Below are 22917 nucleotides of genomic sequence, written 5' to 3'. Positions count from 1 at the left end.
TCAACCGTCCTTGGGTACGAGCTTGGTCGATCGCGGCAGGATCTTCATGATCACCGAGGCATCTGCCACGGGCCGCCCGTCAACACTCAGCGCCGCATCGAGAAACAGCATCGACTGCGTACGGTGACGCAGGCGTGCCTCCCCTTCGATCAGCTCGCCGACCTTCGCCGGAGCCAGAAACCGCGTGTCCAGTTGCACGGTCATGACGGCTTTCTCGCCGGTCAGCCAAATCGCAACCAAGGTCGCCGTCTGATCAAGCAGCGTCATCAGCGTCCCGCCATGAATCACGCCGATCGGGTTGCCGTGCTCGTCCCCGGTGCGCAGGCCGTAGTGCCAGGTATCCCCATGCCGCCGTGCGAGCAGCGGGCCTATCCGTCCGATCAGGCCGCCAAACTTCATTTCGCGCCAGTCGCCGGTCGCCGGTGTATCGCTCATCACTCACCTGTTGGCGGCAAAGCCGCAAGCCTGCACCAAAGCAACCGGGTGCAGCCAAGCCCGGCCCTTTGATGTCGAAATAGAGACGGCGACCACGGGATTTCTCCCGACGTGGCGACCTGAGATCGGCAGCATAGCGAATAGCGGCACCTCCCCGCCCTGCACCACCGCTGAACAACGACGCTGTTCATTGACTCCTACGCAGCGGGAGACGCCTCCGGCATACTTTTGAAGTACAGTATTTGGCAGTGAGGTGCCCTCGGGAGAGAGGGAGCACCGATCCGGTATCCGGAGCCCTGAGACCTCGTCTTCTGCCTCCTTCGACCATGAATACAACGCCAGGACAAACCATGCCCCAATTTGATCCGGAATCGGCAGCCATTGCCTTCCAGCTGCAGCAGCTCGTATCGGAATTCGCCCATGAGATCGACAGCAACAACGGGCTCAACATCGCCGACTTGTATACGACGGACGGCGTTTTCTTCGTTGGCGACACGCCGTACAAAGGTCACGAAGTCATCACCAAGTTCTACACCGATCGCCTGGCGCGCATCCCCAGCCAGCACAAGGACGGCGTGCGCGTCGGCGCCCATACCTTCCTCAACATGCGGGTTGCGATCAAGGACAAACAGAACGCCACGGTTTTCTTCACCAACGTCAGCTATGCCGGCGAAGGACAGCCGCCGGTGCGAATGACCATCACCCCGGCCATGATTACGCGTTGCCACATGGATTTCCGGCTGGAGCCGGATGGCCAGTGGCGTATCGCCGCTTTCATCGGCAAGCCCTTGTTCGTCGGCGATGATCCCTTCACCCGGCAGCAACTGCTGAAGAGCTGAACTGACGCGCGATCACGCGCCCTACCCGATTCCGCAGGGGCATTGCCGCGCAACACCACCATTGAGAGGAAGCCGCAGCTGAGTCCGGACGACGGGCCTACGCCCGTGCTCGGCTCAAAGGGCACGACCTCCGACTGGTGGGCAGCGGCCAAGCATTCAATATCCCGCAGCGTAACCGCCAATGACGCGCAGCGTCTCAGCGGTGATGAAGCGGGCACGCGACGACGTCAGGAACAGCATCCGTGCTTGCGTGCAATGTCAGCCATGACAGCGCCAATGCCCGCCTCATCGGTAACGTCAGCCGCGAACGGCTGCGCCAGGCTACCAATCTCCTTTGCAGCCTGTTCGATCGCGTCCGCATCGCGATCGATCAAGGCGACAGTGAAGAAGAAGGGGCCGCCAGGGACGAAGTCGCGGATGTAATGAGGCATTTCTCGCTGCCAGGGCGATCATCAAGACGGTGGAGGAATGCTCGACCAGCAGATGATCTCGGGCGAAACCTGGGATCAGCTGGCGCGGACCTGGACGGAGCGCCAGTTGCTGGAATTTCCGATGCCGGTCGGCCAGTATCACGCGACGGCCCTGCAGCAGAAATCGCTTGGGGTGAAGCTTGCCGATGACAACGGCGGACTGCGGCATCGATAGATGCCTGCAAGGCTCGCTCAGTCGCCTCGAAAATTCAGCTCCAGCAAAACCCCGCCCGGCTCCGCCACGAATATCTGTCTGAGATTCATCTGCGGCACCTCGTTGGTATTGTGATCGAGGCCACACTCGCGAAGCCGCGCGAGCACGGCATCGAAACCGCTGCATAACAGCGCAACATGATGGATCACGCCGCTGTCGTCGCTGGCCTCGAACGGCCGCCAGCTGTCGGACGGATAAGCTGAATCGGCGCCGCCGACATGGACGACGGGTTTGCCGGTAGCGTCGGTCAGCCAGCTCGCGCGTACCGGCGAGGACGGCATGCCCAGCACATCGTTGAAGAAGGCGATGGTCGCCGCCGGGTTCTTCACACGAATGTTCACATGGTCGAGGCTTTGCACGATCATCGCGTTCTCCTTTTTTGTTTGCGGCCATCGCGACCCAAAAAACATCATGCATCGCAAGGACACACAGGACAAGAAGCGCCAGGGCTGATACTTGGGATTGGCGAAGGCGAGGTCGCGGGGGGACATCGTTCCATCACGAGACTTTTCCGATATGCTCCACGTCAATCAACATCGGTGTCGCCTAGTGGCGGGCGGTCCCGCCGCCGGCCTCGATACTATGTGTAAATAAATAGCGCCAGTGCAGGGAGAAAGCATGACATCGAGCCGATTGGTCCGCGCTCTGACGGCGGGCGCCGTGGCGGCAGGGGCAAACTTCGTCGGCAGTCCTTTGGCCATTGCACAAGCGACCGACACGGCAAACCCGCCAACCGAAGCGCAGACCGATGCCGGCAGCGACGGCCAGATCGAAGAGATCGTCGTGACGGCCCAGCGCCGCGAAGAGGCATCGCGCGATGTGCCGATCACCATCACCACACTGTCGGTCGATCAGCTCGCCACGGCTAATGTCACCCAGCTGTCGGACACCGCGAAGCTGACGCCGGGGCTGCGCTTCGATACGCAGGGCCCTGCGATGCAGCCGACGATTCGCGGCGTGGGTACCGCGATCACGACCTCGGGCGGCGGCCCCAACGTCGGCATCTATGTCGACGGGTTCTTTCAGCCGAATACCTATGTGTCGAACTTCCAGCTGATGGAGGTCAAGAACATCCAGGTGCTCAAAGGGCCGCAGGGCACCTTGTTCGGACGCAACACCACCGGTGGCGCCATCCTGGTATCGACCGCCGATCCCAGCGTCGACACTTCGGGCGAAATCCGCGTGGGTTACGGCCGCTTCAACACGTCGACGGTCCAGGCCTACGGCACCACGGGCCTGGGCGAGAACGTGGCGCTTGACGTCGAAGGGCTGCTGCGCCGCGGCGATGGCTTTTTCACCGATGCCGGCAACGGCGATGACCACATCGGCAAGTACGATGACTGGTCGGCCCGCACCGGCCTCAAAGTCCAGTTGTCCGATACCGTATCGGTGCTGCTGCGTTACGAACATGCCTCCGTCGACGACCCGACCACGCAACTCGTCAACGCCTTTGTGGATACCACCGGGCAGACCGGCTTCTTCGACACGGTAGCCGACCCGCAGGCCAGCTACGGCAAGAGCAGCACCCAGGGTCTGGCACTGATCAATCTCAATGCAACCGCGGGCAGCTACGCGACCGCGCCCCGGCAGGTGCTGTTGAATCAACCGGTGGGCTTCAAAGCGAAGTCCGATACGGTACAGGGCACGGTCAAGGCCGATCTCGGCGAGGCGGATCTCACGTCCTACACGCAGTACCGCTACGATCACACGCCCTATCACGCCGATCTGGATGCCACGGCCGTTCCCCTGTTCACGCTGCTGGTGAATGTGAAGGACACGACGTTCTCCCAGGAATTCGTGCTCAACTCGAAGCCGGGTTCGCGCTTGCAGTGGACCGCCGGCGCCAACTACTTCCAGTACACCGACGACTGGTCGGATATCCAGGCCGCGGGCCTGATCCCGTCCTTCGGCTTCGATCCGAGTACGACGGACCTGACTCCGTTTGGCGGGTCGAGCACCAAAACGAAATCGACGGCCGCGTTTGCCGACCTCAGCTATGAACTCGTGCCGGAGAAGCTGTTTCTGACGGCAGGCGGCCGCTATAGCCATGACCTGGTCACCGACGCTTATTTTCAGACCAACCAGTTCACGCCCTTCACCGGCTACACCGGGCCGGATGGCGAGAACGTCCCGTTCAGCGGCCCGCCTGAAACCCGGATTCCGGTCGACAAGCTCAAGCGCAACAGCTTCTCGCCGCGCGTCGTGCTGCGCTACAAACCGGGCGATCTGTCGAGCGTCTACGCCTCTTACGCGCAGGGCTACAAGGCCGGCATCCTGAATGTGGGCGGCGACTCGCAAAAGCCCGTCGCGCCCGAGAAGAACAAGGCCTTCGAACTCGGGTACAAGTACGAGACGCGGACCTGGGCTGCCGATCTGGCAGGCTTCCTCTACGACTACAAGGATCTGCAGGTATCGAGCTTCCAGAACGGCGCTGCCAACATCACCAATGCGGCGAGCGCAAGGATCTACGGCCTCGAAGGCCAGGTTCGCTACAGCCTGAACCGCAATCTGAACGTCAATGCCGGCGGCACCTGGACACACGCACGCTACCGCTCGTTTGCCGGCGCACCGTTCTACGGCTACTGCGATCCGCAGGCGTCGGCAGGTTCGCCGAGCTATTGCGCATCGGGTTCGGGGTCGATCGTTGAAGTCACGACCGATGCGAGCGGTTATCGCATGCAGCGCGCGCCGGATTACACGGCCACGCTGGGTTCGAGCTACCGCATTCCGGCGGATATCGGCGAGTTCACGCTATCGGGCAACCTGTACTACACGTCCTCGTTCTATTTCGATCCGGAGCAGCAGTTCAAGCAGGATGCTTATCCGCTGCTGTCGCTCAGGACCCAATGGGTTGACCCGAGCCGGCGCTATACCGTGGCCGTATTCGGGGACAACGTCACCAACGAGCACTACCAGACACAGGTGTTGTTCAACACCCTCGGTATCGGCAGCGTGTGGAGCCCGCCGCTGACGTATGGCGTGTCGGTCAGCGCCAAATTCTGAAGAAATAGCCGAGAGATCAGATGCTTTTGGAACGTGCAGAACTGCTGATACGAGAGGGCCAGGAAGAAGGGTTCTCTGCTGCGATGAAGGACACGGGCATCGGCTTGTTGGCCGCCGTGCCCGGCGTCATGTCGGTGAACCTGGGTCGGGGTGTCGAAAACCCCGGCAAGTTCATGCTGCTGGTCGAATGGCAAAGCATGGATGCGCACGCCGCCTACAACAAGGCTCCCGTCTGCGGCGAGGTGCGCGCCCTGATCGGCCGCTACTCGAAAGGCGGCAGCATGGAACATTTCCAGATGGCTTGAGCGGCGCTCGCTCTACTGCAGCGGCGAGTATTCGACCGGCACCCAGGTGAATGCGTCGCCTGCACGATTCAGGTGGCCTATTCCCGGAAACGGCAGATGGGCACCGGCGATCCACCAATGCCCGTCGACGGCGCGGCTGAATAGCTGCAGGCGTTGGGCGCTCGCCCGCGAGGAATCGCTATCACCGGCATAGACCGCGTCCGGATGCTCGAACTGCACGGCGTGGTAGTGAACGATGTCGCCCCACACCAGCAGTTTCTGGCCATCACCGCCATCGACCAGGTAGCTGCTGTGGCCCGGTGTATGGCCATGCGTCGGGATCAGCGTGATTCCGGCAGGAAGCCTCGCATCCACTTTGAAACGCTGCAGGCGCCCTGCGGCGATGTAGCCGGCGGTTGCGCGACGCGCCATGCCGAACAGCGGCTTGAGGAATGCGTTCGCGGTCTTTTCGGACGCCGGGTCCAGCCAATACTGCGCATCCTCGTCAGCCAGCCAGACGGTTGCGTTCGGATAGATCGGCTTGCCGCTGGCGTCGGCAATGCCGCACAGGTGATCCGGATGCGCATGAGTGATCAGGATGTGATCGATCGCGGCCGGATCGTAGCCTGCTGCGCGCAGCTGCTTGGGTACCTGCCCCAGCGTCGGGCCGAAGCACTGCGAGGTGCCGGCGTCGATCATCACCTGCTCCTTGCCGGTATCGATCAGGTAGGCGGTAAACGCGGTCTGCAGACCCTCCGCCGTCTGCGGCACGTAGGCGGAGCGGACCAGATCCTGCGCGAGATCCTTGTCGATGCCGGACAAATCGCTCAGAGGCAGTGGCAGAAATCCATCGAGCAGCGCGGTGACGCGCACGTTGCCGAGCTTCATCGCGTAATAGCCGGGCTGCTGTTGAGGGGTGGGTGCTGCCGCCTGCGTGAGGCTGGCCAGGCCGAGCAGGATGGCAGTGAGCGCTGCGACGCAAGTGCGCCGCCCAATGGTGAGCGAAATGGTCTTGATCGGCATCACGAGTCTCCGGTCGATGTCGACGACACATTAGGCGATCAAGCCGCCGCCAAATGCTCAAAAAGCGCTGTCCGCCGCTCGCACTGGGATCAGGCGTTTCCGATACTGCCGGGGTCCAGGCCGTAGCGCTCGACGAAGCGCTCCACGAAGCTGGACACGGATTGGTAACCGACGCGCGCCGCCACGGTCTTGATCGGCCAGCGCGTCGTGTACAGCAGCTCCAGCGCGCAGGCGAGCCGCGCATGCGCGATCACATCGCGCAGCTTGTGGTTCTCATCCGCCAGCCTCCGCCGCAGCGTCGCGCCGCTCAGCCCGAACGCGGCCTCGATGTCCTGCGATTGCCAGTTGCGCGTGGGGTCCGCGCGGACCCGCTCACGAATGCGATCGGCATACGTCTGCGAGGGCGGCACCAGCAGGCCGGTGTGGCCCAGACTGCACAGACGCAGCATCGCAGCGGTCATGGCGAGCCGCGCATCGGTCATCTGGCCGCTCTCGACCGCGCGCACCCAGTCATCCAGTTCCGCGAGCAGATCACGCAGTGCGATGCTGGCGATCGGATCGCCAGCAGTCGGCGATTCGCGGCCCCAGATCAGCCGGGTGGCGTCAACCACCTCGGCGCACAGCGGGATCATCAGCGTCAGGTACAGGCCGGTGACCGGGTCCGGAACATTGACCACGTCCAGTGCGCAGCGCCGCGCCATCAACAGGATCTCGCCCGCCGCGAGATCCAGCGACAGGCCGGCGCCTCGCACCTGCTTGCGCCCCTTTACCAGAATCGCCAGCTGCGGCCGATCGATATCGACCGATCGGGCGCCATGTTCGCGGCGCGCGGTGATGCAGCTGTAATCGCCGGCCGCACCGCTGGTCGCCAGGGTCTCCAGCCGAGCGAGCAGCGTGCGGACGGGGTCGAAGTTATCGGCGAAGGCGCTCATGGCGGTGCTGCGAAGCATGGCTGCTAGATGATTTCAATTGCTGGCGATCCGTCCCGCATCTCGCCGATCACGGCAGAGCGGTCGAAGCCGGCGGCGCGGAGCCGCTCCAGAACTTTCGCCGCGCCATCGGCAGCCACGGCAACCAGCAGTCCGCCGCTGGTCTGCGGGTCGCACAGCAGGTCACGCTTCCAGTGTTCCAGGTCCGGCGCGAGCGTAACTTCTTCGCCATAGCTGGCCCAATTCCGGTTTGCGGCCCCAGTGCGATACGGAACGCGGGCAAGCTCGGCGACGCCGTCCAGCAGCGGCAAGGCATCGAAGCGGATGCGTGCGCGCAGCCTGGAGCCACGACACATCTCAAGGCCGTGTCCGAGCAGACCGAAGCCGGTCACGTCGGTCATCGCATGCACGGGTTCGACGGCCGCCAGCGCGTGGCCGACCGCGTTCAGACGCGTGGTGGAGTCGACCAGCGTGGCATAGAGCGCGCGCTCAGCCTCAGCGTCGAGCTTGCCGCTCTTCAGCGCAGCACTGATCACGCCGACGCCGAGCGCCTTGCTCAGGATCAGCACGTCGCCGGACTGGGCACCGGTGTTGCGCAGCACGCGTTTCGGATTCACCAGCCCGATCACGGCGAGGCCGTAGATCGGCTCCGGCGAATCGATCGAATGGCCGCCCGCCACCGGAATGCCGGCCTCGGCGCAGACCGCCGCGCCACCGGCCAGGATGGTGCGCACTGATTCCGGCGCGATCTTGCCCAGCGGCATGCCGAGAATCGCCAGCGCCAGCAGCGGCCGACCGCCCATCGCATAGACGTCCGACAAGGCATTGGCGGCGGCAATACGGCCGAAATCGAAAGGGTCGTCGACGATCGGCGTGAAGAAGTCAGTGGTCGCAACGATCGCCTGCTGGTCGTTGATGCGGTAGACGGCGGCGTCGTCGCCGGTCTCGATGCCGACCAGCAGATCGGGGAAGGCCTGCATCGTCGGCATGCCGGCCAGAATCTCGCGCAGCACCGCCGGCGACAGCTTGCAGCCGCAGCCGCCTCCATGCGCCAGCGCGGTCAGGCGTGTTTCGAAGTCCGCCATCTACGAAGTCTCCGCCATTGAGCTGAGGGGCATGCTGACATCGAAACCACCGACGTCAAGCCCGGCCCTCGAACGAAACAACACGGCTGGATACCGCCCCCGTAGGTCGGCATGCCTCTAGGGCCTGTTGACATTGAATTGATCGCTGCGCTCAATTCAATGTCACCAGGCCCTAGAATCCCGCGAACATCATTGACAGGGAAGCCGGCATGCCCGAGGGCGACAATCCGCTGCGCCAGCTGCCGCAAGTGCAGCGACTGCTGGAAATGCCGGCGGCGGTTTCGCTGTGCGACGAATTCGGCCGCGTATCGGTGACGACGGCGCTGCGAAGCACGCTAGCCGGGCTGCGCGAACAATTCGGCAGCGGCCGTCTGCCGGTATTGCCCGATGCGGACATCGTGCTGCTTGCGGCCGGCGAGCTGCTGGCGGTTCGCGCCCGACCTGGCCTGCGCCGGGCGATCAACGCCACCGGCATTGTGCTGCATACCAATCTGGGGCGCGCGCCGCTGGCCCAGGAGGCGATCGCGGCCGTCGCCGAGGTCGCAGCGGCTTACTGCAATCTGGAATTCGACCTCGCCAGCGGCCATCGCGGCTCACGCACGCAGGCGCTCGAACCGCTGTTGCGCGAGCTGACTTCGGCCGAGGCGGCGCTGGCGGTCAACAACGGAGCGGCGGCGATTCTGCTGGCGCTGAGTGCGCTCGCAGAAGGCGGCGAGGTGATCGTCTCGCGCGGCGAACTGGTGGAGATCGGCGGCGGCTTCCGTGTGCCGGACGTGATCCGCCAAGGCGGCGCGCGACTGGTCGAAGTCGGCTCCACCAACAAGACCCGGCTCAAGGACTATCGCGACGCCATCACTCCGCAGACGCGGGTGCTGCTCAAGGTTCACCAGAGCAACTTCCGCACGATCGGTTTCACCGCAGAGACGAACATCGAGGAACTCGCCGAGCTCGCACGCGAACACCGGCTACTGGTCGTCGCCGATCTCGGCAGCGGCTTGCTGCACAAGGCGCGCGGAACTACGGAGCCGAGCCTGGGCGAGGCGCTGGCGGCCGGCGCCGACCTGGTGACCTGCAGCGGCGACAAGCTGCTTGGTGGGCCGCAAGCCGGGCTGATTCTCGGCAGCAAGGCGGCGGTCGATCCGCTGCGCCGCCATCCGCTGCTGAGGGCGGTCCGGCTGGACAAGATGTCGCTCGCGGCGCTCGAAGCGACGCTGATGCTGCACCGGGACACACCGGAGCGCGTTCCGGTACTGCGCATGCTCGGCCAGACCGAGGCGGTACTGCAGCAGCGCGCCGAGCGTCTGCAGGCCCTGCTCGGCAATGGCACGGTCGAGCCCACGCAGGCCTTCGCCGGCGGCGGTTCGCTGCCCGAGGAAAGCATCGCGAGCCGCGCGCTGGCACTCGAACCACCGTGCGGCGCCGAAGCTGCCGCCGCGCAACTTCGTGCCGGCTTGCCGGCGGTGATTGGCCGTATCAAGGACGGCCGTCTGCTGCTCGACATGCTGACCGTCGGCGACGAGGAGCTGGCCGACCTGGCCACGGCCCTGAAAGCGGCGCTGAGCAGCCCATAGCCCGTAGCTTGGGGTGAGCGCAGCGAACCCCAACGTTCGTCCCGCTCCGAGGTTGGGGTTCGCTGCGCTCACCCCAACCTACACTGCGATAGTCTCCGGCTCAGGCAATAGGACGATGCAGGCATGACGCAGACTCGCAGAATGGGCGTGGAAGGCTCCCAGAGACGCACGCTCTTCATCGACGCGGCGGAAGAGATTCTGCGCACGGAAGGCTATATGGCGATCTCCGCGCGACAGGTCGCCGCCAAGGCCGGGCTCAAGACTCAGCTGCTTTACTACTATTTCCTGACGATGGACGAGCTGATCCTGGCGGTCGTCCGGCGCATCAACCAACGCCGTCAGCAGCGCTTCGACGAGGCCCTCCTGTCCTCAGCCGATCCGCTGCGCGCGCTATGGGCGCTGGCCAGCGATCCCTCGAGCGCCACAATGTCCGCCGAGCTGACCGCCATCGCCACCCACCGCGAGACGATCCGCGCCGAAATCGTTCGCTCGGCCCAGGAGTTTCGTGCGCTCCAGGTCGCCGCCGTTTCGCGTCTGCTGGGTCACGACGATGACTCGGACAACCCCGCCGCCGGCATCGTCATGATCGCCGTGGGGCTGGCGCGATCCATCATCGCGGAGTCGGCACTCGGCCTCACGGACGGCCATCACGAGGCCCTGATGATCGTGGAGCGCGTGCTCAAGGATCTCAGCCGCACTGCCAGCGCCCGGGCCTCGTCCACGGCCGCTGGATAAAAAACCCACGGCCTTCGCAGTTGATGCGACTCCAATCGCGATGCTAATGTAGTGTTCAGCATTTGGCTCGTCGCCAGTCCGAGACATCACCGGCCTGTCGGTTTCAAGCGTTCTATCGAGCCCGGCGCACAGACAAGCCATTATCAGCGCAGAGGTTTTTGCCATGACTTTGAAAGTCGAACCGATCAAGCCGGCGATCGGCGCCGTCGTCCATCTCGATCGCTCACAGATCACCGACGCGGCGATCGCCAAACAGTGCATGGAGCTGGTCGACAAGCACGGCGTGATTGTTTTCCCCAAGCTCGGGCTGACGGACGAGGAACAGATCGCGTTCACCGAGAAGCTCGGCGCGCGGGTGAACTTCACCACGTCGGCACCCGGCGGCGACAAGGGCGGCCTTTACACCATCTCGCTCGATCCCAAGCTCAACAGCGAGCCCGAGTACGTGCTGGGCACGTTTTTCTACCACATGGACGGGCTGGCGATGGAAGGCATCCCGCCGCCCAAGGCCAGCGTGCTCGCCTGCCGCCGGACCGCGCCCAAAGGCGGCCAGACCGAGTTCGCCAGCACCTACGCCGCCTACGAGGCCCTGTCGGCCGAAGACAAGGCCGAGTTCGAAAACCTGCGGGTCGTACACAGCGTCGTCGCCGGTGTGCGCGAAGTCGCCGACGCGGTGGACATCGAGCCGCGCAAGCGTGCCCGCAAGGCCGAGCGCCCGCTGGTGTGGACGCACAAGTGCGGCCGCAAGTCGCTGCTGATCGGCTACACCGCCGACAGCGTGGTGGGCATGTCGAAAGCCGAAGGGCGCGCGCTGCTGATTCGGCTGCTGGAGTGGGCCGGACAGCCGGCCTTCAGCTACCGCCACTACTGGTCGGTGGGCGACCTCGTCGTCTGGGACAACTGCGGCGCCCTGCACCGCGTCATTCCGTATGCGACGGACTCCGGCCGCATGATGAACCGCACCTCGGTGGCGGGCGTCGAGATGCTGGCCTGAGGCCGTAGCCCTCGGGTCACGCCCCTTTGAACCATCTCGTGCTCGGCGTGATCGGCCATGTCGATCACGGCAAGACCACGCTGGTGCGCGCGCTGACCGGCGAAGACACCGATCGGCTGCCGGAAGAGAAACAGCGCGGCATTTCGATCGCGCTCGGTTTTGCCCAAATGCAGCTGGAGCCGGACATTGTCATCGACCTGATCGACATGCCCGGCCACGAGCGCTTCGTGCGCACGATGATCTCCGGCGCCACCGGCATCGATGCGGTGCTGCTGGTCGTCGCGGCCAACGAAGGCATCAAGCCGCAGACCATAGAACACATCGACATTGCCGGCCTGCTGGGACTGCGTCGCGCTGTCGTCGCGATCAGCAAGACCGATCTCGTCGTGCCCGAGCAGGCCCGGCAAGTCGCGGACGAAGCGCTGCAGCTACTCACCCGAGCGGGGCTGGACGCGCTGCCGCCGGTGATGACTGCGGCGCTGCAGGATCACGGGATCGACGATCTGCGCCGGGCACTCAAAACCTGCGCTGCCAGGCAGCTGCCGCGTGCGGCCGGTGGCCTGGCCTTCCTGCCGATCGACCGCGCTTTCAGCATCACCGGTCATGGCCCTGTCGTGACCGCAACCCTGCGCGGCGCAGCCGTCGCAGCCGGCGACACTCTGGAATTGTGGCCGTTGCGCCGCAAGGTCCGGGTCAGAGCGGTGCAGGTGCACGGAGCACAGGTTGCCACGGCCTCGCCCGGCCAGCGTGTGGCCTTGAATCTGCGTGACATCGAAACCTCGGACTTGCACCGGGGCATGGCACTGGCCGCGCCCGATTCGCTGGACCTTTCGGACTGGCTGACGATTTCCGTCCGCGCCGTGGCAGGCGCTCCGCCGCTGAAAAACGGAGCCAGGCTTCAGGCGCTGCTGGGCACCGCCGAGATCAACATCCGCCTGCGCCTGCTGGATCGTGAGGTGCTCGAAGCGGGCCAGACCGGCTTCGCGCAACTGCATTGCGCGGAAGCCGTCGCGCTGCCGGTCGGCGAGCACCTGGTGCTGCGCCTCGCGTCACCGCCGCAGACCGTCGTCGGTGGCAGGATTCTGGAGACCGGGATGCGTCGCCTGCGACGCCACAGCCCGCCGATACTGCAGCGCCTCGAAGATCTTCATGCCTTGCCTACGCCGGAGAAGATCGGCGCCGAAGTGCGGCATGCAGGGCCGGCGGGAACGACGCTGCGGCAATTGTCACAGCTCTGCGCGCTGGCAATGCCGCGAGTCACGGAGTTGCTGCAGACTCTCCCTGTCGTGGTGACGAGGTCGGGCTTGGTGGTGGCCAAGCTGGATATGGATAAGCTGCTTTCGCGTATCCCGTCACTGCTTGCACCTCACAAGGCAGGGCTCTCGCGCGCCAAGCTGCTGTCAGCGCTGCCGGGCACCGGAGCAGCCGTACTCGACGCCGCGCTCGGACGTCTGCTGGGCCATGGGCTGATCATCGAACGCGGCAGTGGGCTGATGATTCCACGGCCCGACGAGGACAGGGCGCAGGCGCGCAACGAGGCGGAGCTTGCATCGCGCATCGCCGAAACGCTGCGCAGCGCCGGGCTCGCTCCGCCCAACCCCAACACGCTCGTAACCGATGTGACGTCCAAACGCGCGGTCGATCGCCTGTTGAGCGCAGCTGTGTTGGTGCGCGCCGTCGACCGCGCCAAGGACAAAGAGATCCTGTTCCACCGCGACGCGATCGAAGATGCGCGGCGCCTGCTGACACCTCTGCTGGAACCGCCGGGATTGCGGGTCAGCGAGATCGCCGCCGCACTCGGCATCTCGCGCAAATACTGCATTCCGCTGCTGGATCATCTGGATAACATCCGCTTCACGCAGCGGGTAGACGACCGGCGGGTACACGCTTGAACACAGCAACCCGGATTGTTGTGCGCCCGTCGATCTAAACTGGACAATCAACACTGCCGTCTATTGGCGGCCCGCTGTCCGATAAGAGCAAGAGAGGTCGCTGGAGGATGAGGCCACTGAAGAATCTATGTGAAGTCGCGGTCATCGGCGGCGGTCTCGCCGGGCTTGCTGCTGCGCGTCACGCGGCACGTCTCGGGCGCCTGGTCACCTTGTTCGAAATCACCGGCATGTATGGCGGACTGGTGGCGACAGTCGACCACGTCGACGGGCTGCCGGTGCCCGGGAAGTTCACCGGCCAGGATCTGGCGATCAATCTGCTGGAGGATGCGCGCAAGAACGGCGTTCGGATCTTCGATACCGGTATCGCGAACATCGATCTGGGCAAGCGCCTCACGCTGACCGATAACGAGAACAGGATTCACAATCCCGAGGCGATCATCGTGGCCTCCGGCGCGTCGCTGCGCAGGCTCGGTGTTCCCGGCGAAGAGGAATTCAGCGGCCGCGGTGTGTCGCGCTGCGCCACCTGCGATGGCGGCTTCTTTCGCGGGCAGGACGTGGTTGTCGTCGGTGGCGGCGATGCCGCGGTCTGCGAAGCGCTGGTGCTGGCCAAGACCAGCCGGAAAGTGATCATGGTGAGCCGCAGCCCGCTGAAGGCCAAGCGCGAATATGCGGACAAAATCGCGGCGCGCGAGAACATCGACTTCGTCTGGGACAGCGAAGTCAGCGCAGTCATCGGCGACGGTAGCGGCGTTACCGGCGCGCGCGTACGCAACGTGAAGGACGGCACTTCCTCGGACATCGCATGCATGGGTCTGTTTGCGTTCATCGGCGGCGTGCCGAATAGCCAATTCGTTCCGCCGTCGTTGCTGAACGCGAGTGGGCACATCAAGACGATCTCGGGCTTTGCAACAGCGGATTCACGGGTGCTCGCAGCCGGCGCGGTTCGCGCGGACTATGGTGGCAATATCGTCGAGGCCATGGCCGAAGGCGTGAGTGCAGCCGAAGCCGCGGCCCGAGCGCTGTCACATTAGTTCCGATACTGGCCCTGCGCTAACATCGACCCAGCGCGGGTCATTCACGATTTGACGTTTGCAGGAGTTTGCAATGACGAAGAAAACCAGTGGCGACGGCAGCTACGAGGTCGTCTGGCCCAGCGGAGATCGCAGGCAGAAAATGCGTCCGCTGGCAAAGCGTCTCGACACGCTCAAGGGCAAGACCGTTGCGCAGCTCTGGGACTTCCTGTTTGCCGGCGACGTGGTGTTCACCGCGCTCGAAGACAAGCTGCGCGAAGAATATCCCGACACGAAGTGGATCAGCTGGCGCGAGTTTGGCTCCACCCACGCGGTGAACGAGAAAGAGCTGCTCGCCTCATTACCGCAGCGCTTCAAAGAACTCGGAGTCGATGCAGCGATCAGCTGCATGGCGTGCTGAGGTAGCTGTACGCCCGCCGTGCTGCGGGCAAGTCTGGCATGTGAAGAAGCGGGTTATCCGACTTCGTCGCTGGTCTGCGAGGGTTTCCTCGGGCAGGCGGCTGCGACCTCGGTGGGCCTGGGCATGAATTTCCCGGTGGCGATGATCGTCGGCCATCCCGGCGCGCAGAGTCCCGAAGAGATCCGCGAAAACGTGATGAACGTGACCGCGCAGCAGGTGATCGCGAATCTGACCATTCAGCCAGAGGAGAAGGTGCTCGCGCCCGAGCCGAAGGCGCGCGATATCGTGTTCAGCGGCACGTTCGAGGAAGTGAGCGATTTCTTCTACGACAAGGAATGGAGCGACGGCCTGCCGATCGTTCCGCCGACGATGGAGAAGATCCAGGAGTTCCTGAGCTATACCGATCGCAAGCCCGACGAAACCATCGGCATCCTGCTGCCCGAGAACCGTGCCGCCACGGTATGGGCCACGGCGGTCAATGGAGTCATGGCCGGCTGCCGGCCGGAGTACATGCCGATCCTGCTGGCGCTGATCGAGGCCATGGTCGACCCGATCTATGGCGTCGAGCACAGCGGCAATACGCCGGGTGCGGAGACGCTGATCGTGCTCAACGGGCCGATCATCAAGGACCTCAACTTCAACTACACGCAGGGCGTACTGCGCGATGGCTTCAAGCCCAATACCTCGGTCGGCCGTTTCTGGCGGCTTGCGTTGCGCAACATGGCCGGCTTCCTGTTGCACAAGAACGACAAGGGCAGCTTCGGCAACACCTTCCGCGTGGTGCTGGCGGAGAACGAAGACGCGCTCGCAAAGGCGGGCTGGCATCCGTTCAGCGTCGATCTCGGCTTCGAGGCCGGCGACAACACGCTGATGATCACGCGCCTGACCGGCGGCGGCGTGTTCCCGTCGGTCACCGGCAGCAAGCCCGAGCAGATGATGCCCTACATCGCCGACGCGGTGACCTCGCAGACAGGCTGGGAGATCGTGTTCACCGTCGGCGGCCTGTCCTACGGCTCGTTGCGGCCGGTGCTGATCCTCACGCCGATTCTGGCGCAGACCATCGCCAAAGCCGGCTGGAGCAAAGCCGACGTCAAGCGCTATCTGTATGAGCACGCACGCATGGCGGCCTGGCGTGTCGAGGCCTTCACCGAGAAGTGGGCGGACTTCCGCATCGGCTCGCTGAAGCGGCAGGTGAATATCGGCAAGCTGCCCAAAGTCTTCGCGGAATCCGACGATCCCAACCGTATGGTGCCGATCGTGCTCGACCCGGAAGACTTCATCGTGCTGGTATCCGGCGACCCCTTGCGCACGAACGCTTACACGTTCACGCACAACGGCTATCTCGGTTTCCCGGTGGGCAAGAAGATCACACTGCCGAAGGACTGGGCTGAGCGACTGGAGAAGATTCGGAAATAGCCGGAAATAATCCGAATCAGCCGGCCCATACGCAAGCCTGGGCCGGTTTACGGATCAAGGATCTCGCGCCGACTCCTTACCAGCGGACCCCATCGGGCCTGGCAACGATCGGGCGCTCGTAGGACGGATCTTCGCCGTTCCAGAGCGCTTTCAGGAAGCCTTTAACGTTCTTCGAATGCACCCAGCTGCCGTCGGTGTCCGCAGACATTTCGATCGTGCAGCGCCGCGTCAGGATGCGCCATTCGCCCTGGCGTTTTTCCAGCTGGTCGAGATAGCGCCCGAAAGCGATCGTGGTTCTCTTGTCGTCGAGCCAGAATAATCCGCCGACGACATACGACTCGCAGTACGCCGTGTCGCCATCGAGTTCGCAAAGATGGTTGGTGATGTTGTGGCTGGTCATGTTGAAGAGAGCACGATGCCCCGCGTTTGCCCTCGCCGGATAGTCCGGTGCCTGGGTGACGATAGGGCCGTGTTCATCGACGCCATCTTCCCACCAGCAGCCCGCAATCTGGGCGACGTCCTGGCGATCACGCGCACGGCACTCGCGCTGGATGCAGTCGAGAATGGACTGTCGGTCCTTCAGCTGCTGCACGTCGCGCTTGAGTTGGGCCAGCTCGGCTTCGTCGATCATGTGCCGGTTCTCCTTCCGTATTTTCGTTAGCGGATGATGAGGGGGTACTGCACACGCGGGACGACTTGGTGCGTATCGCGATACGAAGGCGGCTGACGCCCGCCCTCGTCCTGAATGCCGTACTTCACCGCCATCTCGGCACCGATGACGGTCTGGCCGCAGAGTTCGGAAAGTTGCGGGTCGTGATACAGCGCCCAGATCACGTGGCCGGTGAACTCCGGCGTCTCGGCGGAGGCCTCCAGATGGCCGTACTTCGCGCGGTCGGCAGCGATGATGCCCTTGAGCCGGTCGGTGAGCACCGTACCCATCCAGATCGACAGCGCAGCGACCTTTGATCGCGCCTGCCTGAAATCGACGGCCATGTCCGCCGCCAGCTTGTCGAGGCCGGCCTTGTGCGCACCGTAGGCCGGTCCCATCGAATAGTGCACGGCGCCCGAGGCGGACGTGAACACGATGAGTCCGCGATCCTGCGCGATCATCGTCGGCGCCGCGAGATAGCTCGCCACGTAGCCCGAGCGCACGCCGACGCTGATCATGTCGGCCAGATGCATCGGCTTCTCCCAGAAATTGCCGCGCATGTTGAGTTCGTCGTGCACGGCCGCTGCGTTGTTGACAAGGATGTCGATGCGGCCCTGCTCGCGCCGTACCTGCTCGAACAGCGCCTCGATCTCGGCATCAACCGCATGATCGACGCGCACCACGATGCCGCGTCCACCAGCCGCGGTGACGGCCGCCGCCGTCTCAATGACCGTGCCCGGCAACGCATGATCGCCCGCCTTCAGCGAGCGTCCCGTGACGTAGACGGTGGCGCCATGGGTGCCGAGCGCGATCGCAATGCCGCGTCCGGCACCGCGGCTGGCACCCGTCACGATGGCGACGATGTTCTGCTCGGGCATCCGAAACTCTTCTCGCGTGCAGGTTTTGCTTTTAGGAATGGCGGAAGCGGATGGGAATCGAACCCACCGCCCGCTGTTCGCGGGCCACTGGTTTTGAAGACCAGGGAAGCCACCAGGCTCCAATCGCTTCCACGGTGAAGTTACGACTTTCTGCAAACCCCTCTCCCGGGGGGAGAGGGGAAACGGCTACGCGTAACCCAACAGCGCCTGGATCTCCACGTACTCGTGGAAGCCCAGCTCACCCCATTCGCGGCCGTTGCCGCTCTTCTTCATGCCGCCGAACGGCGCCTGGAAATCGAAGCCGCCGTTGATCGACACCCAGCCGGTGCGCATGCGCTTGGCGACCGCATTGCACTGCGCCTTGTCGACGCCGTTGACGTAGCCGGCGAGACCGAAGTCGGAGTCGTTGGCGATCTCGATGGCGTGATCGATGTCGTCGTAGCCGATGATGACGAGCACCGGCCCGAACACTTCCTCGCGAGCAATCTTCATCTTGTTGCTGACCTTGGCGAACACCGTGGGCTTGCAGTAGAAACCCTTGGTGATGCCCTCCGGACGACCAGGGCCGCCCGCGATCAGCTCGGCGCCTTCCTGCACACCGATCTCGATGTAGCGCTGGACTTCGTTGTACTGATTCTTCGACACCACAGGACCCATCGCGAACTGTCCCTTGGGATCGCCGACCGTGACATCCGCCGCCGCCTTCTTCGCGGCTTCGATGGCTTCCGCCATGCGCGCCTTCGGCACCAGCAGGCGCGAACCGGCGCTGCAGGTCTGGCCGGAGTTGATCATCATGCCGCCGGTGGCGCCGGCGACATTTTTCGCAAGGTCCGCGTCGTCGAGCACGATGAAGGCGCTCTTGCCGCCCAACTCCTGGCACACACGCTTGACCGTCGGCGCCGCGGCCTTGGCGATCTCGACGCCGACCGCCTCGGAACCGGTGATGGAAACCAGGTCCACTTCCGGATGCGCGGACAGCGCGGCGCCGACGACGGCACCACTGCCCTGCAGCATGTTGAACACGCCGGCCGGCACGCCGGCCGCATGCAGCACCTCGGCGAAGATCTGCGCAGAATACGGCGCGAGCTGTGGCGGCTTGAGTACCATCGTGCAACCGGTGGCCAGAGCCGGCAGCACCTTGACCGCAACCTGGTTCATCGGCCAGTTCCACGGCGTGATCAGCGCGCAGACACCGATCGGCACGCGGTTGATCATGGTCGAACCGCGCAGCTCCTCGAACTTGAAGGCCTTGAGCGAGTCGATGGCCGCGGCGATGTGGCCGCCGCCCAGGCCGATATGGAAGCCGCAGCCCAACGCATTGGGTGCGCCCATTTCTTCGGTGATGGCTTCACCGATTTCGATCTGGCGCTTGGCGTATTCGGCCTGAATCGCGAGTACGATTTCCAGACGCTGTTCGCGCGTGGTCTGCGACCAGCTGGCGAAGGCCTTGCGCGCGGCGACGACCGCCTTCTCGACATCCGCAACCGAGGCCATCGAGATGTGGCCGGAGACTTCTTCGGTGGCCGGGTTGATCACGTTCGAGGTCTTGTGCTCAACCGGATCGACCCACTTTCCATCGATGTAGAACTTCAGATAGTCACGCATGAAGCTTCTCCTCGTTCTTCGAAATCCTTTCCTGTCATTCCCGCGAAGGCGGGAATCCAGAGCGGCGAAGTGCTGCTCCCGATCCCTGGATTCCCGCCTTCGCGGGAATGACAACTTTAAAAACCGAAAAGCCCGCGTCGTGAGATGAAGATCGCGACGCGGGCGTACAGCAGCTCAGTCGCTCCGACTTACTGCTGGCCTTCGGCGTACCAGGTGCGGAAACGGTCGTAGTTCGGCGTATCCAGGTTCTTGTTGCCGCCGTGGTTGATGACCGGATCGATCGGCACGTGGATGACCGTCGGCTTGCCGCTTTCGAAGGCTGCGGTCACGGCAGCGCCAATGTCTTCGCCCTTCTCGATGTAGACGCCTTCGCAGCCGAGGCCCTTGGCGATCTGGTCGAAGCGCACGTCCTTGCTCCAGTGCACGCCCGGCTCGGTGGTGTTGCCGTGGCCGAAGGTGCGCTTGTACACGCCGACTTCCAGGCCCCAGGAGTTGTCCACGCCCACCACGACGACCAGCGGCAGCTTGAAGCGGTGAGCCACTTCCAGGTCGCTGATGTGGTACAGGAACGACGAGTCGCTGGTAGTCAGCAGCACCGGACGCTTGCCGCCGTCGGCAATCGAGGCGCCGATGGCGTAGCCCAGGCCGGTACCCAGGCAACCGAAGTTCTGGTTCCAGACCACGTCGTGCGGCTTCGATTGCAGGTAGGTCCAGGTGAAGATCACGGTGCCACCGCCGTCGCGCGCGTGGATCGCGTTCTTCGGCATGGCCTTGGTTGCTTCGATGACCCACTGGCCGGTGTGAACGCGGCCGCTGTCGGTCTTGAAATCCTGCTTGGCCAGCGAGTCCAGGCGGTCCTTGTCTTCCTTGATCCAGCGCTGCAGATCCGGGTGCTCCTTGCGCGGGCTGCCTTTCAGTGCAGCGGAGAGCTGCGGCACGACGGTGCGCAGGTCGCCGACCAGCGGCACGTCGATCGGGCGGTTCTGGCCGATCGCCTCCGGGTCGAGTTCGACGTAGATCCACTTGCGGTCGGTCTTGCCCTTGGCCCACAGGTGGCCGCGGCCGTAGTGCGACGGCTCGCCGATTTCGGTGCCGATGGCGACGACGACGTCGGACTTGGCGACGATCTCGTCACCCACATTGGAGAACAGATACGGGAAGGTGCGATCTTCGACACCTTCGATGAAGGCCGTGCCGCCTGAGGTCTGCAGGATCGGGCAGCCCATCAGCTCGGCCAGCTCGCGCACCTTCTGACCGGCGCGGGTGCACTGCACCGCGTGGCCGACCAGCAGCACCGGGCACTCGGCGTTTTTGATCAGCTCGGCGGCCTTGGCCACCATGTTGCCGTCCGCGCCCGGCTCGACCAGGCGGTAGGACGACGGCGGCAGCGCCGGCGGCACGTCCAGATCCTGGTTGATGACGTGTGACGGATACTCGATGTAGACCGGACCCGGGGTGCCGGACTGGCAGACGCGCAGGGCGTGGCGAATGATTTCGTCGGTCTGTTCGGCGTACTCGATGCTGGCGCTCCACTTCACCGAGTTCTCGAACAGCGGTTCCTGCTGGATGAACTGGATGCGGCCGCGGCGCACGCGCTGCTCGGTGATGCGGGCGCGCTGGCCGCCGATGTAGATGACCGGGGTGTTTTCGACCAGCGAGGTCATCATCGAGCCGGAAGTCAGGGCGATGCCCGGGCCCAGAGTGGCGATACACAGCGCCGGCCTGCCGGTCATGCGGGCGTAGCCTTCCGCCATGAAGCCGGCCGACAGCTCGTGGTGCGGGGTCACCACAGTCCAGCCGCGCTTTTCGGCCGCTACAAACAGGTGAACGAAGTTGGGATCCGGGATGCCGAAGACGGCGTTGATTCCCTCGGCCTCAAGGAGCTCCAGGATGCGTTCGTAAACTTTTACGGCCATGTTGAGCCTTCCTTCGTGTTTTGGCTGCAGCGGTCAAATGAAGCCCGAGCGTGTGCTCCAGGCGCTCGGAAATAACGGTGTATCTCGGTGTATCGGCTACTTGAGCAGACGCAGCGCGCCGGCCCCCATGTAATCCGCAAGATTGCGGTGGAAGTTGGTGACCTTCCGTTCCTGATGCGGGTTGGGCAAGGTGCCGCGGAAGCCGCGCGAGTGCATGCCGCGCTGCACCGCGGCCATGTTCGAGAAGTCCTGCGACAGCACCAGGCCCCACTTTTCCTTGGTGGCCTCGGCATAGACCCATTCGGTCTTCGGCTCCGCACCGATCGGAAAGCGCTCGATCGCGTAAGTCTCGAAGATGCACTTGTTCGGATCGTCACCATAGGGGCGCGCGCGATAGCACAGCGCAAAGGTGATGCCCTGCAGGATCGACATGTTCGGGAAGATGCTCCAGGCGAGGCCCGCCTTGCCCTGCTGCTCGGGCGTGATCGTCGGCCAGGTGATACCGCGCTTGGCATCGTCCTCGCGCGCCCGCGCCAGCCAGTGCTTGATCACTTCGGGCGCCGGCGTGCCTTCGGGCAGTTCGTCAACCAGACGCCTGGCCGCATTCACCAGCGTTTCGGTCGTGCTGGCGTTGTTGACGGTGGTGTAGATCTCGTTCTGCAGCTCATAGGTCGAGATGCGCGGGTCCTTGCCCTCTTTGCCAGCGCGAGTGACCGTGCTGGCCTGCTTGACCCCGTTACCGGTGTTGCGCACGTCGAAGCCGGAGACACCATGCAGGCCGTAGGCCGCGCTGTAGGCGTAGTAGTCGCCGTTGTTCAGCATCTGCGTATGCGTGCCGGCGACGTGATAAGGCTCCATGAAAGCTTCGATCGCCGTCTTCCAGTTGCAATCGAAGATCACCCACTGGCGCCACTTGTAACGCATCTTGCCCAGCTCGAACGGGTCGAGGATATCGCCGGCCTCGTCCATATATTCGCGCAGCGGGATCGCATTGAGATCCATGTTGATGAACAGCCAGCCGCCCCAGCTGTCGACCCGCACCTGCGGCAGCTTGGTGCGGCTCTCGTCGCTCAGCGCGCCTTTCCAGTCCTGCTCGTCCAGCTTGAAAGTGCAGTTGCCTTCGAGGTCGTAGCGCCAGGCATGGAAGCCGCAGACGAAGCCCCTGCGATTGCCTCGCACGCCATTGCTCTCGGGTGGCGCGTCGATGAGCTGGCGGCCGCGGTGTGAGCAGACGTTGTGATAGGCCTTGATCGTGTCGGCTGCGGTGCGGATGACGATGATCGAGTCGCGGCCGATGTTGTAGGTGAGGTAGTCGCCGACGTTCGGGATCTCTTCGACACGGCCGGCGTGCTGCCACACCTTGGCCCACAGCTTGTCGCCTTCCTGCCGCGCGTACTCGGGAGAAAGGTAGGCTTCCACCGGGAAGCTGAGCGGCTCGGAAAGGTCTTCGACCTTCACATTGACCTGATCGTCCGCTCCGATATTGACCTGATAGTTCACGACATCCTCCAATCCAGAAACCTCGCGGGTTCGGTTGCTGCGACCCGC

The 22917-nt window shown here is 64.1% G+C and carries 22 protein-coding genes and 1 tRNA gene; 11 read left to right on the top strand and 12 right to left on the bottom strand.

The genetic code is table 11. The annotated features are described in order from the left end of the window. Positions 1 to 399, bottom strand: a complete 399-nt coding sequence (locus JWQ90_RS14420; RefSeq protein WP_299695434.1) for a PaaI family thioesterase — start codon at positions 397 to 399, stop codon at positions 1 to 3. A 386-nt stretch (positions 400 to 785) separates the two neighbouring features. Here JWQ90_RS14420 and JWQ90_RS14415 point away from each other — a divergent pair, with 386 nt between their 5' ends. Further along, a complete protein-coding gene (locus JWQ90_RS14415; protein ID WP_299695432.1) occupies positions 786 to 1274 on the top strand; it encodes a nuclear transport factor 2 family protein in 489 nt (162 codons plus the stop codon). Positions 1275 to 1501: 227 nt separating this feature from the next. Here JWQ90_RS14415 and JWQ90_RS14410 read toward each other — a convergent pair whose 3' ends face one another. Further along, a complete protein-coding gene (locus tag JWQ90_RS14410) occupies positions 1502 to 1705 on the bottom strand; it encodes a hypothetical protein (RefSeq protein ID WP_299695430.1) in 204 nt (67 codons plus the stop codon). Between the two features lie 37 nt (positions 1706 to 1742). On the opposite strand from JWQ90_RS14410, the gene JWQ90_RS14405 reads away from it, so the two are divergent. Further along, positions 1743 to 1919: a hypothetical protein gene (locus JWQ90_RS14405; protein ID WP_299695428.1), complete on the top strand. Its 177-nt coding sequence runs from the start codon at positions 1743 to 1745 to the stop codon at positions 1917 to 1919. Between the two features lie 17 nt (positions 1920 to 1936). Here the strand turns inward: JWQ90_RS14405 and JWQ90_RS14400 are convergent, their stop codons facing one another. Next, positions 1937 to 2488, bottom strand: a complete 552-nt coding sequence (locus JWQ90_RS14400) for a VOC family protein (RefSeq protein ID WP_299695426.1) — start codon at positions 2486 to 2488, stop codon at positions 1937 to 1939. A gap of 88 nt (positions 2489 to 2576) precedes the next feature. Here JWQ90_RS14400 and JWQ90_RS14395 point away from each other — a divergent pair, with 88 nt between their 5' ends. After that, positions 2577 to 4961, top strand: coding sequence for a TonB-dependent receptor (locus JWQ90_RS14395; RefSeq protein WP_299695424.1), 2385 nt, complete (start codon positions 2577 to 2579; stop codon positions 4959 to 4961). 20 nt (positions 4962 to 4981) lie between these two features. Beyond that, positions 4982 to 5266, top strand: coding sequence for an antibiotic biosynthesis monooxygenase family protein (locus JWQ90_RS14390; RefSeq protein WP_299695422.1), 285 nt, complete (start codon positions 4982 to 4984; stop codon positions 5264 to 5266). A 12-nt stretch (positions 5267 to 5278) separates the two neighbouring features. Here the strand turns inward: JWQ90_RS14390 and JWQ90_RS14385 are convergent, their stop codons facing one another. The 3 genes from JWQ90_RS14385 to selD form a co-directional block, all read right to left on the bottom strand. Next, positions 5279 to 6268, bottom strand: coding sequence for an MBL fold metallo-hydrolase (locus tag JWQ90_RS14385; RefSeq protein WP_299695421.1), 990 nt, complete (start codon positions 6266 to 6268; stop codon positions 5279 to 5281). A gap of 89 nt (positions 6269 to 6357) precedes the next feature. Then, positions 6358 to 7200 carry an AraC family transcriptional regulator gene (locus JWQ90_RS14380; protein WP_299695420.1) on the bottom strand — a complete coding sequence of 281 codons (843 nt, stop codon included), beginning with the start codon at positions 7198 to 7200 and terminating at the stop codon, positions 6358 to 6360. A gap of 23 nt (positions 7201 to 7223) precedes the next feature. Then, the gene (gene selD / locus JWQ90_RS14375; RefSeq protein WP_299695419.1) at positions 7224 to 8282 is read right to left on the bottom strand and encodes a selenide, water dikinase SelD; all 1059 of its coding nucleotides are present in this window, start codon (positions 8280 to 8282) and stop codon (positions 7224 to 7226) included. Between the two features lie 209 nt (positions 8283 to 8491). Between selD and selA the strand changes: the two genes are divergently transcribed. From selA to JWQ90_RS14340, 7 genes are all read left to right on the top strand, one after another. Further along, a complete protein-coding gene (selA, locus tag JWQ90_RS14370) occupies positions 8492 to 9853 on the top strand; it encodes an L-seryl-tRNA(Sec) selenium transferase (protein ID WP_299695417.1) in 1362 nt (453 codons plus the stop codon). 123 nt (positions 9854 to 9976) lie between these two features. Continuing rightward, complete coding sequence (locus JWQ90_RS14365) at positions 9977 to 10588, top strand: TetR family transcriptional regulator (protein WP_299695415.1); 612 nt, start codon at positions 9977 to 9979, stop codon at positions 10586 to 10588. A gap of 163 nt (positions 10589 to 10751) precedes the next feature. After that, on the top strand, positions 10752 to 11582 hold the full coding sequence (locus JWQ90_RS14360; RefSeq protein ID WP_299695413.1) for a TauD/TfdA family dioxygenase: 831 nt from the start codon (positions 10752 to 10754) through the stop codon (positions 11580 to 11582). Between the two features lie 26 nt (positions 11583 to 11608). Next, positions 11609 to 13474, top strand: a complete 1866-nt coding sequence (selB, locus tag JWQ90_RS14355; RefSeq protein ID WP_299695410.1) for a selenocysteine-specific translation elongation factor — start codon at positions 11609 to 11611, stop codon at positions 13472 to 13474. Positions 13475 to 13581: 107 nt separating this feature from the next. Then, entirely contained in the window at positions 13582 to 14505 is a 924-nt protein-coding gene (locus tag JWQ90_RS14350) for an FAD-dependent oxidoreductase (RefSeq protein ID WP_299695407.1), read from the top strand. Between the two features lie 73 nt (positions 14506 to 14578). Then, a complete protein-coding gene (locus tag JWQ90_RS14345; RefSeq protein WP_299695404.1) occupies positions 14579 to 14905 on the top strand; it encodes a hypothetical protein in 327 nt (108 codons plus the stop codon). Positions 14906 to 14923: 18 nt separating this feature from the next. Beyond that, positions 14924 to 16321 carry a UGSC family (seleno)protein gene (locus tag JWQ90_RS14340; RefSeq protein ID WP_299695402.1) on the top strand — a complete coding sequence of 466 codons (1398 nt, stop codon included), beginning with the start codon at positions 14924 to 14926 and terminating at the stop codon, positions 16319 to 16321. 76 nt (positions 16322 to 16397) lie between these two features. Here the strand turns inward: JWQ90_RS14340 and JWQ90_RS14335 are convergent, their stop codons facing one another. The 6 genes from JWQ90_RS14335 to JWQ90_RS14310 all read right to left on the bottom strand — a co-directional run bounded on the left by JWQ90_RS14335 (position 16398) and on the right by JWQ90_RS14310 (position 22869). Further along, on the bottom strand, positions 16398 to 16952 hold the full coding sequence (locus JWQ90_RS14335) for a nuclear transport factor 2 family protein (protein WP_299695400.1): 555 nt from the start codon (positions 16950 to 16952) through the stop codon (positions 16398 to 16400). Between the two features lie 26 nt (positions 16953 to 16978). Beyond that, positions 16979 to 17848 carry an SDR family NAD(P)-dependent oxidoreductase gene (locus JWQ90_RS14330; protein WP_299695398.1) on the bottom strand — a complete coding sequence of 290 codons (870 nt, stop codon included), beginning with the start codon at positions 17846 to 17848 and terminating at the stop codon, positions 16979 to 16981. 38 nt (positions 17849 to 17886) lie between these two features. Continuing rightward, positions 17887 to 17979, bottom strand: a tRNA-Sec gene (locus tag JWQ90_RS14325). Positions 17980 to 18034: 55 nt separating this feature from the next. Beyond that, positions 18035 to 19453, bottom strand: a complete 1419-nt coding sequence (locus JWQ90_RS14320) for an aldehyde dehydrogenase family protein (protein WP_299695395.1) — start codon at positions 19451 to 19453, stop codon at positions 18035 to 18037. 188 nt (positions 19454 to 19641) lie between these two features. Continuing rightward, positions 19642 to 21369: a thiamine pyrophosphate-binding protein gene (locus JWQ90_RS14315; RefSeq protein ID WP_299695393.1), complete on the bottom strand. Its 1728-nt coding sequence runs from the start codon at positions 21367 to 21369 to the stop codon at positions 19642 to 19644. A 96-nt stretch (positions 21370 to 21465) separates the two neighbouring features. Further along, entirely contained in the window at positions 21466 to 22869 is a 1404-nt protein-coding gene (locus JWQ90_RS14310) for an aromatic ring-hydroxylating dioxygenase subunit alpha (RefSeq protein WP_299695391.1), read from the bottom strand. Positions 22870 to 22917: the final 48 nt, after the last annotated feature.

Origin of the sequence: Hydrocarboniphaga sp., assembly GCF_028291725.1 — a bacterium.
Taxonomy (GTDB): domain Bacteria; phylum Pseudomonadota; class Gammaproteobacteria; order Nevskiales; family Nevskiaceae; genus Hydrocarboniphaga.
This window is presented reverse-complemented; position numbering and strand designations above follow the sequence as displayed.